Origin of the sequence: Alteribacter lacisalsi (genome assembly GCF_003226345.1) — a bacterium.
Taxonomy (GTDB): domain Bacteria; phylum Bacillota; class Bacilli; order Bacillales; family Salisediminibacteriaceae; genus Alteribacter; species Alteribacter lacisalsi.
Genome location: NZ_PDOF01000003.1, coordinates 1 through 17,811 on the forward strand (window position 1 = coordinate 1; position 17,811 = coordinate 17,811).

General features: G+C 46.9%; 17 protein-coding genes and 1 rRNA gene. 4 read left to right on the plus strand and 14 right to left on the minus strand.

The features are described from left to right. Positions 1-122 (minus strand): 16S ribosomal RNA (locus CR205_RS15065); the annotation flags it as partial. 361 nt (positions 123-483) lie between these two features. Then, positions 484-888 carry a hypothetical protein gene (locus tag CR205_RS15070; RefSeq protein WP_110520985.1) on the minus strand — a complete coding sequence of 135 codons (405 nt, stop codon included), beginning with the start codon at positions 886-888 and terminating at the stop codon, positions 484-486. 238 nt (positions 889-1,126) lie between these two features. On the opposite strand from CR205_RS15070, the gene CR205_RS15075 reads away from it, so the two are divergent. Further along, the gene (locus CR205_RS15075) at positions 1,127-1,732 is read left to right on the plus strand and encodes a biotin transporter BioY (protein ID WP_110520986.1); all 606 of its coding nucleotides are present in this window, start codon (positions 1,127-1,129) and stop codon (positions 1,730-1,732) included. Positions 1,733-1,842: 110 nt separating this feature from the next. On the opposite strand, the gene CR205_RS15080 is transcribed toward CR205_RS15075, so the two are convergent. The 5 genes from CR205_RS15080 to CR205_RS15100 all read right to left on the minus strand — a co-directional run bounded on the left by CR205_RS15080 (position 1,843) and on the right by CR205_RS15100 (position 8,125). Beyond that, positions 1,843-3,186 carry a Na+/H+ antiporter family protein gene (locus CR205_RS15080; RefSeq protein WP_110520987.1) on the minus strand — a complete coding sequence of 448 codons (1,344 nt, stop codon included), beginning with the start codon at positions 3,184-3,186 and terminating at the stop codon, positions 1,843-1,845. 168 nt (positions 3,187-3,354) lie between these two features. Next, positions 3,355-4,440, minus strand: coding sequence for a TRAP transporter substrate-binding protein DctP (gene dctP / locus CR205_RS15085; protein WP_110520988.1), 1,086 nt, complete (start codon positions 4,438-4,440; stop codon positions 3,355-3,357). A 51-nt stretch (positions 4,441-4,491) separates the two neighbouring features. Then, a complete protein-coding gene (locus CR205_RS15090; RefSeq protein WP_110520989.1) occupies positions 4,492-5,766 on the minus strand; it encodes a TRAP transporter large permease in 1,275 nt (424 codons plus the stop codon). Positions 5,767-5,798: 32 nt separating this feature from the next. Further along, entirely contained in the window at positions 5,799-6,314 is a 516-nt protein-coding gene (locus tag CR205_RS15095) for a TRAP transporter small permease (protein ID WP_110520990.1), read from the minus strand. A gap of 329 nt (positions 6,315-6,643) precedes the next feature. Further along, entirely contained in the window at positions 6,644-8,125 is a 1,482-nt protein-coding gene (locus CR205_RS15100; RefSeq protein WP_110520991.1) for a leucyl aminopeptidase, read from the minus strand. Positions 8,126-8,796: 671 nt separating this feature from the next. Here CR205_RS15100 and CR205_RS15105 point away from each other — a divergent pair. Then, a complete protein-coding gene (locus CR205_RS15105) occupies positions 8,797-9,276 on the plus strand; it encodes a divergent PAP2 family protein (protein WP_110520992.1) in 480 nt (159 codons plus the stop codon). A 134-nt stretch (positions 9,277-9,410) separates the two neighbouring features. Here CR205_RS15105 and CR205_RS15110 read toward each other — a convergent pair whose 3' ends face one another. The 5 genes from CR205_RS15110 to CR205_RS15125 all read right to left on the minus strand — a co-directional run bounded on the left by CR205_RS15110 (position 9,411) and on the right by CR205_RS15125 (position 14,166). After that, positions 9,411-10,118 carry a 3D domain-containing protein gene (locus CR205_RS15110; RefSeq protein ID WP_110521543.1) on the minus strand — a complete coding sequence of 236 codons (708 nt, stop codon included), beginning with the start codon at positions 10,116-10,118 and terminating at the stop codon, positions 9,411-9,413. Between the two features lie 154 nt (positions 10,119-10,272). After that, positions 10,273-11,811: an AbgT family transporter gene (locus tag CR205_RS15115; protein WP_110520993.1), complete on the minus strand. Its 1,539-nt coding sequence runs from the start codon at positions 11,809-11,811 to the stop codon at positions 10,273-10,275. Between the two features lie 222 nt (positions 11,812-12,033). Continuing rightward, positions 12,034-12,351: a YuiB family protein gene (locus tag CR205_RS15120; RefSeq protein ID WP_236634862.1), complete on the minus strand. Its 318-nt coding sequence runs from the start codon at positions 12,349-12,351 to the stop codon at positions 12,034-12,036. A 210-nt stretch (positions 12,352-12,561) separates the two neighbouring features. Next, positions 12,562-12,699, minus strand: a complete 138-nt coding sequence (locus CR205_RS20320) for a YuiA family protein (RefSeq protein WP_161524799.1) — start codon at positions 12,697-12,699, stop codon at positions 12,562-12,564. Between the two features lie 258 nt (positions 12,700-12,957). Beyond that, a complete protein-coding gene (locus CR205_RS15125; RefSeq protein WP_110520995.1) occupies positions 12,958-14,166 on the minus strand; it encodes an NAD(P)/FAD-dependent oxidoreductase in 1,209 nt (402 codons plus the stop codon). A gap of 486 nt (positions 14,167-14,652) precedes the next feature. Between CR205_RS15125 and CR205_RS15130 the strand changes: the two genes are divergently transcribed. Then, positions 14,653-15,654 (plus strand): NAD(P)/FAD-dependent oxidoreductase, encoded by a 1,002-nt coding sequence (locus tag CR205_RS15130; RefSeq protein ID WP_110520996.1) that lies wholly within the window; start codon positions 14,653-14,655, stop codon positions 15,652-15,654. A gap of 114 nt (positions 15,655-15,768) precedes the next feature. On the opposite strand, the gene CR205_RS15135 is transcribed toward CR205_RS15130, so the two are convergent. After that, a complete protein-coding gene (locus tag CR205_RS15135; protein WP_110520997.1) occupies positions 15,769-16,122 on the minus strand; it encodes a HesB/IscA family protein in 354 nt (117 codons plus the stop codon). Positions 16,123-16,178: 56 nt separating this feature from the next. Continuing rightward, positions 16,179-16,376 carry an aspartyl-phosphate phosphatase Spo0E family protein gene (locus tag CR205_RS15140; protein WP_110520998.1) on the minus strand — a complete coding sequence of 66 codons (198 nt, stop codon included), beginning with the start codon at positions 16,374-16,376 and terminating at the stop codon, positions 16,179-16,181. Between the two features lie 297 nt (positions 16,377-16,673). On the opposite strand from CR205_RS15140, the gene mqnE reads away from it, so the two are divergent. Continuing rightward, complete coding sequence (gene mqnE, locus CR205_RS15145) at positions 16,674-17,768, plus strand: aminofutalosine synthase MqnE (RefSeq protein WP_110520999.1); 1,095 nt, start codon at positions 16,674-16,676, stop codon at positions 17,766-17,768. Positions 17,769-17,811 lie beyond the last annotated feature (43 nt).

Genomic DNA, 17,811 nt, shown 5'->3' on the forward strand with positions numbered 1-17,811 from the left:
CGTGTTACTCACCCGTCCGCCGCTGACGTCAGGGGAGCAAGCTCCCCATCAGTCCGCTCGACTTGCATGTATTAGGCACGCCGCCAGCGTTCGTCCTGAGCCAGGATCAAACTCTCCGTAGAAAGTTCGATGTCACTGACATCAAAAATAAAAATTTATTGACGGGATATCTTAAAATATCCCACGTTTCGCTTGGCTTTTTGTTTAGTTTTCAAAGGTCAATACCTCTGTCTCAACCGCTGTCTCTCTTGCGGCGACAAGTAATAATATACCACGATAGCAACATGATTGCAATTACTTTTTCAAAAAAAAGTTTTAATTTGCTGCTCCGTGTTTTTTCGTGTCCTTTCTTGCCGGACTCGATTTATTATAAGTGGTTTCCCTTCCCCGGTCAAGGTTAATTTCCAGAGAAATTATAAATCGAACAAAACACTCCCCTGCCACGGTCCAAGGACCGTCTCAGGGGAGCATAGACAAAAGATATTAATTTACCTTTTCCCCGATCCTTTCAGAGAAAACAAAGGTCATAATGAAAAATAAAATAAAGCTCACAACAAGAACTGTACCGCCCACTATATAATAGATGAGAGCAAATACGGCGAGCGGCCCTTCATTTATCATCCGTTCCCAGTACATCCCCGTAGGAAGCGTAATGCTTCCTATAATTGCTGTCCAAACCTGCACGGCCGCAAGCTTTGATCTCCGCGGTATATCAAACAGGCGATAAAATACTGCAAACGCAAATAAAGACAGCCAGCCTACAACCAGAATATGCGCATGAAGAGGCTGAAGGGAATATCCCCCCGAACCTGCCATATGAGAACCAATGAATGCTCCAATAAGAGCAAACAAAGCCGAAAATCTGAGTAACGTCTTCGTTCTATCCATAATATATCACCCCGCTATTGATCATACATACTCCATCACGTCCCACTTTATCACATCCCGGATAATAAACGCCCTTAAAACCTTTGCGATTATATGAACATTCTATTCCTTATGGGTATTGTTTACCTGATCCAAAAAAATGTTGACAATAATCCGAAAGCAGCGGTAATCTAATGTTAACCACATCGCGTTTGTGGTGGACATAAGGAGATTACATAGATAAGCGAGGTGTGAGTAAATGACTACTCAAAAATCCAGGACCAGACTCACCGCAAGAGACATTACAAAAGCGGCCATGTTCATTGCTCTGATGGCAGCCGGAGCCAACGCAACGGCATTTATAACCATTGGAACAGTCCCTATGACGTTTCAGGCATTTGTAGCAATCCTGGCCGGTATTCTGCTCGGCAGCAGACTAGGGGCCTTCTCCATGACAGGCTACGCCGTACTCGGCCTGATCGGTGCCCCTGTATTTGCCCAGTTTACCGGTACCGCCGTCGTCGTGTCCCCAACCTTCGGATTTGTTCTTTCTTATATTCTAATGGCTTTCGTTTCCGGACTTATTATTGAAAAATCCAGCAGAAAACCAGGAGCATACATGACAGCTTCTTTTACTGCCATTGCCATATGCTATGTGTTCGGTTACACGTATTTTTATTTCTTCTTTTCTCTTTCGGCCGGCAGTACTCTCTCGGCAGCCAGTTACTTCGCAATATTAGCCACGTGGCTCCCTTTCATTATTAAGGATCTGATCATGTCTGCTGTAGCAGCAGCCATTGCTCCGCGAATCGACCGCGCCGTGAATCCCCGCTCAAGGGGCCGGCGTCCGTCTACTGCAGCCTGATAAATTCGGCTTCTCCCATAAGCACACATAATATAGAGAGAAAGAAAAAGAGCTCCTTCCAATAAGGAGCTCTTTTTCATGTGTTTTTTTCCAGCCTGTACTATTTACCTTTACAGTATGACTGCTGCAAACCAGCCAAATACAATCAGAGGAATATTAAAGTGCAAAAATGTAGGTACACAAGTATCCCAGATGTGGTGGTGCTGGCCGTCTGCATTCAGCCCCGCCGTAGGACCAAGCGTACTGTCAGATGCTGGAGAACCTGCGTCTCCCAGCGCTCCGGCTGTACCAATCAGGGCGATTGTTGCCATTGGACTAAACCCTACGGCTGCCGCAAGCGGTACAAAGATAGCAGCAATTATAGGGATGGTAGCAAATGAGGAGCCAATTCCCATCGTTATAAATAACCCTGTAATAAGCATCAGGAGAGCCGCCAGTGCCTGACTGTCACCTACCCAGCCGGATACGGTATCTACGAGGGAATCAACATGTCCGGATTCTCTGATTACTTCAGCAAATCCACCAGCCGTTATCATCACAAAAGCGATAAATGCCAGCATTTTCATACCGTCTGTCATGAGGCCTTCGGACTCCTGCAGTGACAGTTTGTCTGTGAGATGAAGAGCTGCAAAATATACATAGAGAACAAGGAGACCAAGCAGCGCACTGAAGATCATGGATTCGCTAATCACCTGCGTGACCAGTGTGATGATTATGGCTCCAATCCCTACACTGATTGACAGTGGTGTATAGGATGTTTTCGTTTCCTCGTCCGATTCACGGATTGAACGGTCTTCGTAATTCCTTGGCTTTCTGTAGGATACAAAGAGTGCAAAGAGAAGACCAAGCAGCATACCTGCTACAGGGAGGAGCATCGCCTGTGGAATCATCGACATCTCTACTGACATGCCGCTGTCCTGCATATTGTCAAATACGATCCCGTGAAAAATAAGTCCGTATCCTGCAGGAATAAGAATATACGGTGCCTTCAGGCCAAAAGTAAGTGCCGTCGCTGCCCCGCGCCTGTCGAGAGCAAGTTTGTTAAAAATCTTTAATAGCGGCGGGATAAGCAGCGGAATAAACGCAATGTGAACCATGACCACGTTTTGTGACATGCAGGATACGATTACAATAATGAAAAGAAGCAGCGCTTTTGAGTAGCTCTTCCGCTTTGATTCTCCTTCACTGCCCACAATTTTAATCGCCCATTTAATTAACAAATCCGGTAAACCGGTGTAATTAATCGCCACAGCAAACGCACCGAGCATCGCATAACTTAAGGCTACTGTAGCATTCGTGCCCAAACCTGATGTGAATATATCCATGGTTTCCATCACAGTAAAGCCGGCTGTAAGGCCGCCTGCCAATGCACCTGCGATGAGAGCGACCACAACGTGGATCCGCATAAGACTAAGTAAGATCATGACGAGTACAGCAATAATAACAGCGTTCATATCCCCGAAACTCCTTTATCGCTTTATTTCGATAAATCAATAACGCATGAAAACATGACTTACTTTATCATCAGCCCGCCGTTATTGTCAACGGTAGTTTTCCTGTCTTTCTGCAGAAAAAAGCCCCGGCTGCGTCCATTAAGTGAACGTCCGGGGGCTTTCTGTCATTTAGTTTCCAGATTCTGCCTCTGCTTCTTCAATTTCTTCAAGCAGCTGATCAAGAATCGCAGCACCATCTTCTCCTACATCATCACGGAAGAAGTCCTGCATTGGTTCTGCAAGCTCACGGAATGCATCCCGCTCTTCTTCTGAAAGAGTGTAAATCTCGGTAGGATTGTCTTCGTCCTCTTCAATAGCCGTAAGCAGGTCTTCATTCATCTCGAGCTGCATTTCGTGGGCAATCGGGCGCATTTCATCCACCACTTCGTCCACCGCTTCACGGAGATCATCCGGAAGGCTGTTATAAAAGTCCGTGTTGACCGTTGTCATTGCCACGTAAATGTTGTGGTCGGAAATGGTCATGTGATCTTGTACTTCATGGAAGTTTGCATCTTCAATGAAGAAGATCGGGTTTTCCTGCCCGTCAATGTTACCCAGCTGAAGACTTGTGTAAAGCTCTTCCCAGCTCAGCGGTGTCGGGTCAGCTCCGTACTGCTCATAGGAAGTCTGGATAAGAGTGGATTCCTGCGTTCTCATCTGAAAGTTTTCAAAGTCTGCAGGCTCCCTGAGAGGCGAGTTGCCTGTCCATTGCATGCCTCCTTCAGACCAGTAAGCAAGCGGTTTTACATTGTATTCTTCGTACTTTTCAGACAGACCTTCATTCAGCGCCTCGCTCTCGTTCAGCACCTGGTAGTTCACGTCTTCATCATCAGAGAACAGAAACTGAAGTGCAAAAAGCTGCCCTTCCTGTACCGTCGTTCCTGTAAACCCTGGTGATACGATGGCAAATTCCACGTTTCCGTTCTGAATTTCCTGAAACTGATTCACTTCACTTCCAAGAGCTCCGAATTCAAATACATCCGTCGTAATACGGCCATCGGTTTTTTCCTCAAGGCGGTCAGCAAACTCCTGAGCGTACTCATACTGCAGCTGCCCTTCCAGTTCTTCGGTCAGAAATCGGACTTCATATGTTTCATCTCCATTCCCCTCTCCCCCGGCTTCACCATTTGTGCCTTCATCATCTCCGCCGCAGGCAGCAAGAACAAGCGCCGCAGATATTGCTGTTCCCGTAAGCAGTCCCATTTGTTTAAACATGTGTAAATAACCCCCAATTAGTATTTAAGAATTTATTGAAACCCTCTGAACCTAAAACAGGTTAGGAAGGAAAAGCGAAATTTCCTCAAACAGAATAATGAGCAGCCCTACAAATAGAAGGATCGCAATGTAGGGCGGCGTCCCCCTGATCACGTCAAGATAGGACTTGTTGAATACCGCACTGGCTGTAAAGATATCCACCCCGAATGGCGGTGTCGCTGACCCGAGCGCAGCCTGATACGTGATAACCACCCCGAGATGAACCGGGTCGATACCCGCCGCGATGGCAGGCTGCCAAAAGATCGGCGTCAAAATAAGAATGACCACGATCGGATCCACAAACATACATCCTACAAAGAAAAACAGGGCGATAATCAGAAGAACGTAAAGAGCAGTCGGATCTGTTCCCAAAACAGCTTCAGAGAGCATTTGAGGGATCCGGGCGGTGGCAATGACGTAGGAAAACACCTGCCCGCCGGCTACAAGAACAAACACAGCTGATGTCACAAGTCCCGTGGAAAGCGCAATGTCCGGAATCTGCCTGATTTTTACCGACCGATAAATCAGAACTTCAAGGACGAGTGCATATAAAACGGATATACCTGCTGCCTCAGTGGGTGTAAAATAACCGGAATAGATCCCGCCCACAATAATAACCGGGAAACCAAGCGGCAGAACAGCTCGCCAGGTCAGCTGCAGACGCTCGCCCCATGGCACTTTGTCAACTTTCGGAATGTTATACACCTTTGCGTGAATGAATGCATACAGAGCAAAAAAGACGAATACAAGAAGCCCCGGTAGAATGCCTGCAACGAACAGATCACCGGTTGAGGTTCCTGTGACGTGGGCGTAAATAATCATACCGATACTCGGCGGGATGAGCAGGGCAATGTCACTGGCGTTAATAATCAGTGCAATAGCACTTGAATCTTTATATCCAACCTGACGCAGCCGTTCCCGCATAGGCGTACCAATGGCCACAACCGTTGCCTGTGTGGAACCCGATACAGACCCGAAAAGTGTGCATGCCGCCGCAGTAGTAATCGCGTACCCGCCCCGCAGATGACCGACAAAGGCACCAACGAAATCGAGTAGACGTCTTGAGGTTTTGCCGGCCGTCATAATATCTGCTGCAAAAATGAAGAGGGGCACTGCCAGAAGCACGTAGGCCGAAACACCCTGAGTCAGCTGGCCCGCGAGCATCATCGGATCAAGATGGTCAAAGAAAATCAGCATAACCACAAGCGGCGCCACAATCAGAGGAATGAGCATCGGAAAGCCCATTACAAGTAGAATCACCATAATGGCAAGTAAAGTCCAAACCATGTTTTTACCCTTTCTATAGTTGAGATAGTCTGTCAGTCATAATCTTTTTTATCCTGAGCCAGATACACGTCTTCGTTGACAATGTTGATCCACATGTTACGGAGAAACTGAATGCCTCCGAGAAACAGGCCGAGCGGCACAAACATTGTCATGATCCAGATCGGGAATCGGAGAGACGAGGTTGTCTGCCCAGTACCATAATTAAAGAGCGTATATTGCAGCGCAAAATAAGCAAATACAAACAGGACAATAGCCGTAATAAGCGGATTGACAATTGCGAGCACCTTTTTCACCCGTTTAGGAGCGAGATCAAAAAACGCTGACATGGTAATGTGGCGCCCTTTCCTGGCCGCATAGCTGACGCCCATGAATGTAGCCACAACAACAGCAAGCAAGCTTATTTCCTGTGAGAAAGCCCAGCTTCTGTTCGTCAGTTCCCTGCTCAGGACATTTCCCACTACCATTACGGTAATAATGATAATGGCCCAGCTGAGAATGAGTTTTTCTGCTTTGTGCAGGAGATCATCCGCTTTTTTCAACACATTCACCCGTAGTTCTCCCTCCATCATTTCATTTTCACTTTCGGACAGCCTGTGTTTTATTTCAGCTCCAGGGGAACCATGGAGCAAAGTATGTATGTGTAACAAAACACAAGCTTTCCCAAAGCTCCTTTAAACTATAGTTGAAGCAGGACTTTTTACACAAAGTCCAGAACACTTCATATTTAAGTGTTTTCTGGAATAATCAAGGTAAACATTCAGTGAACTGGACACATTGTACAAATGCAAGCCGGATCGCCCGTTTCATCCAGAATACTCCTTTTGTAATCCTAAATAAGACCCGGAAGGGGTTTCACCTTCCGGGTCTTAACAATTATTTATTTCTTCTCGCCAAGGAGCCGGACAGCTTCAGCCACGGTACGGACCATGCTTCCGGTGCCTCCTCTTGGACAGGACGGGGTTTTGCCTTCCCGCCAGCAGGTACCTGCAATGTCCAGATGTACCCAGGGAATGTCACCTGCAAATTCACCGATAAACAACCCTGCTGTGATCGAGCCTGCCTGCCGTCCCGGGGAATTATTCAGGTCAGCCACATCGGATTTGCGTACCTTCTCCCGATACGCCTTATCATTTGGAAACGCCCAGACACGCTCACCGGCATTTTCCCCTGCTTTAATGACGAGAGACATGAATTCATCGTTATTCGTGACCGCTCCAGTCGCCGTATCACCGAGAGCAACGACTACCGCTCCCGTAAGTGTGGCTACATCAATAATGCTTTTGGCGCCAAGTTGTTTGGCGTAGGCAACACCGTCAGCCAGAATCAGGCGCCCTTCAGCATCCGTATTCAGTACTTCAATTGTTTTTCCTCCAAGGGAATTGATCACATCCCCCGGCTTCATCGCTTTACCGTTCACGAGATTTTCAGTCGAAGGGATGATGGCTGCCACGTTTACTTCAGGCTTCTCTTCCAGAATAATACGCATTGCCCCAAGGATTGCGGCGGCACCGCCCATATCCATCTTCATCGTTTTCATTCCTTCACGGGTTTTCAGGGAATAGCCACCTGAATCGTACGTGAGACCCTTTCCGACAATAGCTGTATCCCACTCTGATGAATCCGGCCTGCCGCGATGTTTGATGACAATAAAACGCGGCGGCTCCTCAGAGCCTTTTGCAACAGCCATAAGAGCGTGCATGCCGGCCGCTTCAATTTGATCCTCATCAAGGACTTCAATTTCAGCATCATATTCCTCTGCCAGTCTGACAGCTTCTTCAGCAAGAACCGTTGGGGTCATGTAGTTGGCGGGCGTATTAATCAGGCGCCGGGCTTCATTCGTAGCGGTTCCCTGAATCACCCCGGAACGAAAAACATCCCTTCCTCTCTCCGGATCGCCGGCGCAGGCCACCTGGAGCTGCAAAGGCTGTGTCCTATTTGATTTCCGCCCCGTTTTATATGTATCCACTTCATAAGATGCCAAGATCATCCCCCGCGCAAAAGCTGCAAGTTCTTTTTCCTGCTCTCTCTGCGAAAAAGAAGACCAGACGAGATGGGCTTCTTCTACGTTTTCTTTGACGAGAAACTGGTGTAAGGAGGCGCCAGTCCGCTCTGCTTCCGCTTCACTCCAGGAGCTCCTCTCCCCCAGCCCAGCTATGATCAGGTCCCCTTCTTCGTGACTTACATAATGAAATTGTCCTTTTTTAACCCAATGCTCGTGTTTTTTTACGAAGTGACTGATTTTCCTGCCGATAGCTTCAGGCAAAGCCGATCCCGGGGTTACCTCATCCTTAAAGACGCCTGCAATAAAAACCGCGCTGTCTTTCTGCTGCTGTGCTTCGGTTACACAATCAAAATTCATGATCATTCCTCCTAATAAATATTGGCTCTGTTAAAGAGTATTGTTTGATTTACGCTCACTGCGCTCCCTTTCCGCGGGCACCGCTTCAGCCTCCTCGGGAACCATGCTTCTTCCTCTGCTCGTTTCGCTTCGAAGCGTCTGCGTCGAAGCAACTCGAAGCATACTCGTGAAGTAACCGCTCGTCCCTGCGGGGTCTTCAGCCGGCGCTGTTCCCGCAAAAGTATCGAGAGTTCGCTTCAATCAACAATTTATAAAAAACAACACGGAACTTTAACAGAGCCTAAATATTAAGCACCCGTCCGTCGATCCGACGGAAAGGGATGCTCATAACAAATTTTATTAAATCTTAGCACGGCTTTCTGAAAAAGTCCCGGTTCAAGGAACAGGACAGGTTTGCAGAAGACTGTTTTCGAACAGATTGCTGCTCTTTGTATAATGAATGATGGAGCGGAGGGCGTCCGCCTGCACGTACTAAACAATTTCCAAGCGGGAGTGAGAGTGATCATTATTTGCTGCAGAGCGACGGCACCAGAGCGTTGCGGCATGACAAAACTCGTCACTCGTCAGCAAATACATATGTGCTATAATTAAGAACAAAATAAATCTGATTTTCATAGAGCGTAAAAGGGTATAGCTACAATACAAATTCAAGCAGGAAAGGATCAATCCAATTGACTGAATTACTTAATAATTTCCCTCTCTGGGCGGCATTGAGTGCCATCCTTTTAGCGCAATTTATTAAAGTGCCTCTGGCCTATATCGCTTCACGGAGATTTGACTGGACTCTCCTTACGAGTACAGGAGGAATGCCCAGTTCCCACTCCGGGGCCGTAACAGCTCTGGCGACTGCTCTTGCACTGGAACAGGGGCTCGGTTCCCCCTACTTCGCGATTGCAGCCATATTCGGTATTATTGTCATGTTTGATGCTACCGGAGTCCGGTGGCACGCCGGCGAACAGGCGACCGTTGTCAATCAGCTTGTTACTGATTTCAACAAACTGGTTGATGAGATGCGGACATGGCCTGACAAAGAGGAAGATGATAAACGCAAGGAATTAAAGGAACTTCTCGGTCACCAGCCGATTGAAGTGTTTTTTGGCGGTCTCCTGGGAATCCTGCTCACATTAACACTGCACGCCGTGCTGTTTTAAGGTGTAAGGATAAAATATGTACACTGCTCACCTGGAGACTTCGGTCTTCAGGTTTTTGTTTTGATTTTTTTGCCTGCTCCGTTCATTAAAAAGGCAGCCGGGTTGCCCCGCCTGCCAGTTCCATCTTATTTGATTTATGAGGGGTCTTTAATCGGAATCTGTTCCCTTAAAGCCTGAACGGCTTCATCTTCGTTGAGGCTGATAAGTTCTTCCTCCGTCAAGGTCCCGTCACCCAGCTCCAGTACATAAACATCAAGTGTCTGTTTTCCCCACTGGCTGTACACATCATCCACTGTTTCGTAATACAGGTCAATCTTATTCCCTTTAATTGCAGAGCCTGTATCTGCCACGACTCCAAATCCGTAGCCGGGTACAAAGAGAATCGTCCCGATCGGAAAAACGGACGGGTCGGCCGCTATGGTGGAGTAAAGATCACGCTTTACTTTCACTCCGGAAAAGGTAATGCCGTACTGAGGATGCGCTTCCGTCTTGCCGGTTGACTCGATTCCGGCAGTATATCCGGTGGCTGTTACCTTATGACTCGGATAAACGCTCCAGTCCTGGGCATCTTCAAGCGTTTTTGCTGCCGGTGACCCGATGGTTTCGTACAAAGTCAGTGTTTCAACTGCTTCCTTGATCGGTAACACCAGTTCTCTTGTTTTACTCTGGCGAAGCGGCTGCTGTGACATTTCAACGGCTGTGTCTCTGCCCTCATGAATTTCCACTGAGTTAAAATAATCTCCAGGTTTCATATTGGACAGGCTTAAAAAAGTAACAATAATGGCTGCTGTGAACATGATGGCAAGTAGACCATACTTCCCTGCTTTTTTAGCAGTGGACATTTTTTTCACTCCCCTCATCCTGTCATTTTCTCCAGGCGGAAGAGGTTCTATTCTATTTTGCCCAGGGAATTAAAGGAATCGGCTGCCGCAGAGCGTCCTTAACACTCGCAAAACAGCAAAAAAAGCCTGCCCGCAAATGCGGACAGGTTTATTTTTAAGGATACATCACAGGTGCGCCAGGTCCAAGAGGAGCACCGGTCAGAATCCAGACAACTAGCATGATAATCCAGATGATCGTGAAGGCAATCGAATACGGCAGCATCGTTGCAATCAGCGTACCGATACCTGCCTTCTTGTCATACTTCTGGGCAAAAGCAATAACAATGGCAAAGTACGGCATCAGTGGTGATATGACGTTTGTCGTTGAATCTGCAATCCGGTAAGCGAGCTGTGTGGCTTCAGGCGAAATGCCCATTGCCATCATCAGCGGCACGAATACCGGTGCCATAAGCGCCCATTTGGCCGAGGCACTGCCGATGAACAGGTTGATGAATCCGGCCACCAGTATAAAGGCAATCAGAAGCGGAATACCAGCATCCTGGAGACCGAGACCTTGAAGAAACTCTGCTCCGGATACACTCATTACAAGGCCGAGATTCGTCTTCTCAAAGTAAGCAACGAACTGACCGGCGACAAATGCAAGAACCACATACATTCCCATCGCAGCCATGGTATCGCTCATTTTATTGGCAACGTCTTTATCATCTTTAATTTCATTGGTAATCCGCCCGTAAATATAGCCGGGGATGAAGAACATAATTAAGATAATCGGAACAAGGGACGCGAAGAAAGGATTAAGCCCTTCAATAATACTATCGGCACCTGCATCCCTCAGCGGCGCCCAGTCAGGTACAACGAGCAGTGCTGCTGCAGCGAGAGTCAGAACGAAAGCAAGTCCTGCTGCAAGAAGGCCGCGCTTCTCAATGCCAGAGAGTTTTTCCGGAACTTCCCCGATTCCCCCGTCATATTTTCCGAGCCGGGGCTCGACGATTTTTTCGGTAACAAGGGTACCGACGATCGTCAGCACGAACACACTGGCAAAAATAAAGTAATAGTTCATCATGATGTTCATGCCTTCAGCGTAAGACGGGTCGTAAATCGCAGCCGCTGCAATGGTCAGATCACCAAGAAGCGGATCGAGTGACGTGAGCAGAAGGTTGGCACTGAACCCTGCCGATACCCCACCAAACGCTGCCGCCAGTCCTGCAATCGGATGACGCCCGAGACCTGCAAAAAGAACAGCCCCGAGCGGTGTCAGGACAACGTAACCTGCATCTGCCGCCATACTCGACATAATCCCGCCGAAAACAAGGGCAGCCGTAATCAGCTGTTTAGGCACACTCATGACCATGGCTCTAAGAGCAGCCGAAATCAGGCCCGAGCGTTCGGCAATACCAATACCAAGCATTGTGACAAGCACCGTTCCAAGGGGCGCAAATCCGACGAAGTTATCTACCGCACTTTCAAACATGTACTGCACACCTTCAACGGTCATCAGACTCTCTACCTGAATAACGCCTTCATCAGGATCCGGGTGCTGAACGGCTGTGCCGAGCGCCGCAAAAAGTCCTGATGCAAGAACGACCATTAATGCAAAAAGCGCAAACAGGGTAACCGGGTGCGGAAGCCTGTTACCTGTGCGTTCAATGCCGTCAAGAGACCGCATCAGAAGACCGTTAGATCTATTATTCATCCTTACATCCCTCTTTTCAGTGTAATTATCGTTTTCCATAATAAATCCATTACGATTGATTATACTGAAAATAATTATTTTGGGATATCTTTTTACAAAGATCCAAACTATCCTATACTTTTTGACAATTCCCGACTCTCAAAGGTTTGCCTCATTTAATCACGAAAAATTCCGCTTTTCAAAACTCTGGAGGAAAAATAAAAAAAGCCCTCCGAAGAGAGCTTAAAACATCTGATACCCGCGGACCCGGAGCATTTTAATGGCAAAACCGGAAATCACGGCGCCAGCCATGCCTGCTGCAAGGATCGTAACATCTGCAATATGCAGGGAAACAACGGCCTGTCCGAGTTCCGAAAACGAGGCAGCCGGTGATGTGAAATAACTGAAAAAACCAACGTCATCAATGATAAAAATAACAACAATCGGATAAATAACAGCCATTACCCAGGTCGAACGGAGCAGCATATTAAGTATAAATCCAATCCCGAAAAACAGGACAAGAAACAGAACAACTGAAATAATTAACTGCGGTAGACTCACAGTAAGACTCACCCCCGTGGAAGGTGTCATAAAACCAGGCTGTAAGCCGGGGACGGTTCCTTCCTTTATCAGACTTTAGTGTACTGTGTTTCTGCGGTGACAGTCAAATGTTTTTCTTAGCACAAAATAAACTCCCCGCCCGGGGAACCGGGCAGGGACGTAATTGCATCTGTTTATCCTCATTTTCTTTTATCTGACAGGAGGCTCCGTCTAGCGTTTACGGTAGTGACGGCCCGTACCGTGGCAGTGATCGCAAGTTTCCGAACCACCGAGCAGCAGCTGAAAATACCCTTTACCAATACAATATGAACACTCACCGGGCTTTAATCGACGTTTTGGAAATGCCATGGTTACTCCCCCTTTAGTTGTTTTACCTCAAATATATCTGAAGTTTCTGATAATATAACAGGTTTATTCAATGCTGAAAAGGGGTGAAAACATTCGTTTTTAGTGATGTAAGCGCAACCATTCATTGTTTTCTCGTCTTATCTCTCTTTTTCAGAATAATTATTTTTTTAATCTTTTTTCGCAGCCGGTGTATTCCCTTCTTCCCCGAGGAATGTCTGCAAAAAAAAGACCGGGAAAAAATTCCCGGTCCAATCGCAGTTAAAAGATGTTCAGTTTTCCTTTTTTAAGGACCAGCGGCATACCGCCGAGCATAAACAGATAGCGGTTGTCGATCATTTTCTTCACAGCTGACGCAGAGCCCCCGTAAACTTTTTTCGACCCTACTAGCCCGATCGCTTCTTTGCCGCCAAGAGAGGCAACAGTACCTTTAATATCCGGCTCAAAGGCTTCCATTTCACCTTTTCCTGTCACGAGGTGCTTCAGGTTGCCGGCACATGTGTAGGCCTGCTGAATGGCAATCTGCGCTGTCGGCGGGTATGGGCGGTTAATTTCTTCGTTAATGATGAGTGAGCAGTCCCCAATAATGAAGACGTCATCGTGATCCGGCGCACGGAGATCTTTCTCCACCTTCACACGGCCACGCATCGCTTCAAACCCGGAGTTTTCAATAATCGGGTTGCCGCGTACACCTGTCGTCCAGACAACTGTGTGAGATTTGATCTCTTCGCCGTCATCCAGAAGGACACCGTTTTCTGTCACTTCTTTGATCGGAGTGTTGATTTTAAATTCAACACCACGGCTTTCAAGAAGATTCATGGCATACTCCACAAGTTCCTCATCAAACCCTGGAAGTGCGGTTGGTGCAGCCTCTACAGAGACAATCCGGACCTTATCACGGTCGATATCATACTCCTCGCAAAGCTCCGGCACACGCTCGGAAAGCTCTCCAACAAATTCAATGCCTGTGAACCCGGCTCCGGCAACAACAAAGGTAAGGTACTCGTCGTGCTTTTCGTCTTCGTTGTTGTAGCTTGCGAACTTATATTCAATGTGTTCACGAATCAGGCGGACGGAGTTGACACTGCGGATCGCAAACGCATGCTCCTGGACGCCGGGAATACCGAACGTTTCAGGAACTGAACCGAGACCGACAACCAGATAGTCATACTCCAGTTCGCCATTCTCAAGAAGAACCTTCTTTCCTTCCCGGTCAATTGTCTTCACAGCACCTTTGACAAAATTGACTTTGTTCGTGTCAATGACATTTTCGATCTTCATCCGTGTTTTATCATGGTGCAGTGTACCTGCCGCAGGTTCGTGCAGCCAAGTTGTCTGGTAATGGTAATTGTGTTTGTTCACAAGCGTGATGTCCGCTTCATGATGCATACCGGCTTTTGTCAGACGTGAAGCTGTCATAATTCCAGCGTAACCTGCACCTAAAATGACAATTCTTGGTTTCTTCTTCACAGTACTCACTCCAATTTCCTAACTTACTCTCCATTTTTCCCGGTTCATCAACGAATCAAGCATGTGAATATTATCCATAAAGTGGATACCCCGAAAAGGAGAGTGAAAGTTTGTGATGTTTTTCACGAAATAATGTACAATTAAGACAATGAATCCGCAATCTGGCTTCATACACAAAAACAGTATTTTACTCTGTGCATTCCATCTACAATCATATTCATTTCCTCTTTAAATTTCAAGCATTTTGTGAACTTTTTTCGCACATATCCTCTTATTACTATATTTACACAGTTGAGCATATTTATGTTACCGCAGCAGCCCGGTTTGTGAAAAAATACACAGATTAAGTGGACAACGCGGGATTCGGAACATCGTGCAAACAAAAGTAACATTTTACCTTCTGCTCTTGTCCATTTACTTTTTTTCTACAGATGTTGCGTTTATACTAAAGAAAGATGACTGTAAATTTCATTGGAGGTGTATGCTGTGTCAAATGAAAGAGACATTTATGACATTACCATTATCGGGGGAGGCCCGGTAGGAATATTCACGGCTTTTTACGGTGGTATGAGACAGGCGAAAGTTAAAATTATCGAAGCGATGCCCCAGCTCGGAGGCCAGCTTTCCGCACTTTATCCCGAAAAATACATCTATGACATTGCCGGATTTCCGAAAGTCCGTGCCCAGGAACTGGTGGACAGCCTCGTGGAGCAGGCAGGGCAGTTCGAACAGACGACCGTCCTTGAACAGGCTGTGGAGAACGTGGAAAAAGGAGAAGATGGTGTCTTTACACTTACCACTGATAAAGAAAAGCACTACTCTAAAACGATAATTATTACCGCCGGCGTAGGAGCGTTTAAACCGCGTAAACTTCAGGTTGACGATGCCGAGCAGTACGAAGGAAAGAACCTGCACTATTTTGTCAGTGATCTGAACAGATTCGCAGGTGACCGTGTCCTTCTTGCCGGAGGCGGCGACTCTGCTGTTGACTGGACGCTGATGCTTGAAGATATCGCTGAGGATGTCACACTTGTTCACCGCCGGAGTAAATTTCGTGCTCATGAACACAGCGTAAATCAACTGATGGAATCAGACAAAATTAAGATTAGAACGCCATTTACTATTGAAAAGGTCCACGGGGACGGGGAAAAGATCACTGCTGTTGACATTAAGGAAAAAGATGCGGATGAAGTGGAAACAATTGATGTTGATGCCCTGATCGTGAACTACGGCTTTGTGTCTGCACTTGGTCCGATTAAAGAATGGGGCCTTGAAATAGAAAAGAACTCCATCGTCGTAAATTCGAAAATGGAAACCAACATTGAAGGCATCTACGCTGCCGGAGACGTGGCAACCTACGACGGAAAAGTAAAGCTGATTGCATGCGGATTCGGTGAAGCACCGATTGCTGTAAACAACGCCAAGGCTTCCATCGACCCGAAAGCAAAAGTTTTCCCCGGACACAGTACGAGCATGTTTCCGCAGTAATTGTTCTGACAGCCATCCTCCCTCGTTTGGGAGGATGGTTTTTATGTGCCCGCTCGTTTTTTTACAACGGCAAAAAAAATCAGCCCCGGTTTAAGGAGCTGATTCATTTTACAATTAGCAGTCTTCCGGCGCACCGGCATTTGTGGCTGTGCGGAATGAGGCACCGCAACCGCAGTTGGCAATGGCATTCGGGTTGTCAAGCGTGAACCCGCCGCCCATCATGTTCTGCTTAAAATCAATTTTAACGCCGTCAAGTACCGGCTGGCTTTCTTTATCAATGAGAACTTTGATACCGTGATATTCAAAAGTATCATCGTCTTCTTTAATTTCTGTATCAAATCCCATACCGTAAGAGAGGCCTGTGCAGCCGCCACCTTGTACTCCGACACGGAGCATGGCTCCTTCGTTCTCTTCGGCTTTCATCATTTCCTTAATCTGAGCCGCTGCCGATTCAGTAATATTCAGCATCAGGATCCCTCCTTTTCTCCGTTCATTATAGCGCGTTCTGCCAGTTCCTTCAAGAATCAGGCGCCGTCGCGTTTCTGCCGGTACTGGATCAGCAGATTATGATAACGGTCGATTTCTTTACTATATTCAAGAACAGAGGGATGGTCACGGCCATTGACTTCCGCTGCTTTTAACATTTCTTTTCTGAGTTTTTCAATTTCGCCCAGCAGTGAAGCCAGGTTATCCTCTTTTATCTGCTTCTGCTCTGCGTTCATTTTCCGTCCCTCCCCCTTCTGTATTATATTCCTTTTTCATCAGGGTTCTAACCATATTTTACACCATATTAAGACAAACGAAACTGAAACGCGCGTTTTTCCGCAATCCTTTAAATTATCCACTTAATTCCAATTTATTCGTTCCAGCCATAACTGTTTTACACCCGGAATAAATTGATGATAAGATAGATTGAGAGTTTCGTACCTCGAACAACGTCCGCAGCAGGATTTTTTTGAACACATACAGTTCCTATTCCGGGGACATACAGATGGATATAAATGAATGGGGGAAATTCCATGTCAATCTTATTAATGGATGAACAGCTGAAAGATATTCAGACAAAGGTCGAAAACGGTGAGCGTCTGACCATTGAAGACGGCCTGAAGTTATATGAAACAGATGACTTTCTCGGGGTAGCCCAGCTCGCAAACATGGTAAACGAGCGTAAAAACGGCAAAAACGTTTACTTTATTGAGAATATGTATATTAACCCGACAAACGTGTGCGAAGCAAGCTGTGCATTCTGCGGCTTCAAAAGAAAGCCTGGCGAAGAAGGCGCATACACAATGCACGAAGAGGAACTTCTGAAGTATGTGGAAGACCGGTGGAATGATAACATCCGTGAATTCCACATTGTAGGCGGACACAACAATGAAGTCCCATTCGACTATTACCTGGATACGATTCGTACTCTGAAAAAGCATTATCCGCAATGTACAGTAAAAGCATACACAGGGGCGGAAATCGAATTCTTTGCCCGAATTTCCGGTCTTACGATGAAAGAAGTTCTCGAAGAGCTGGTCAAAGCAGGTCTCGATACTCTTCCAGGGGGCGGAGCCGAAATTCTCACTGAGCGTTACCGTGCGAAAATGAGTCCTGAAAAAGCCTCTACCGACGAATGGCTGTACGCGCACGAGCTTGCTCATGAGCTTGGACTTAAAACACACGCTACGATGCTGTACGGCTCAATTGAAACGAAGGAAGAGCGTCTCATTCACATGGACCGCCTTCGTCAGCTTCAGGACAAAACAAACGGCTTTATGGTATTTATTCCGCTTGCCATGCAGCCGAAAAGTGTCAACGCCAGCCTGACCCGCAGAACAACGGCTTATGACGATCTGCGCACCATTGCCATCAGCCGTCTGATGCTCGATAACTTTGATCACATTAAAGCGTACTGGATCAATATTGGACCTCAGCTTACACAAATGGCTTTGAGCTTCGGTTCCTCCGACATTCACGGGACGTTGATCGAAGAGCGTATTTCCCATGCAGCAGGAGCACTGACCTCCCAGGGGCTCACCCGAAAAGAGCTTGTGCACATGATTAAAGGTGCAAACAAAAAGCCTGTTGAACGAGATACGTTTTACAACGTCATAAAAGAATACTAAGACTGGGATTTAACTCAGCTGAATAGAAGGGCCCTCACTGTTG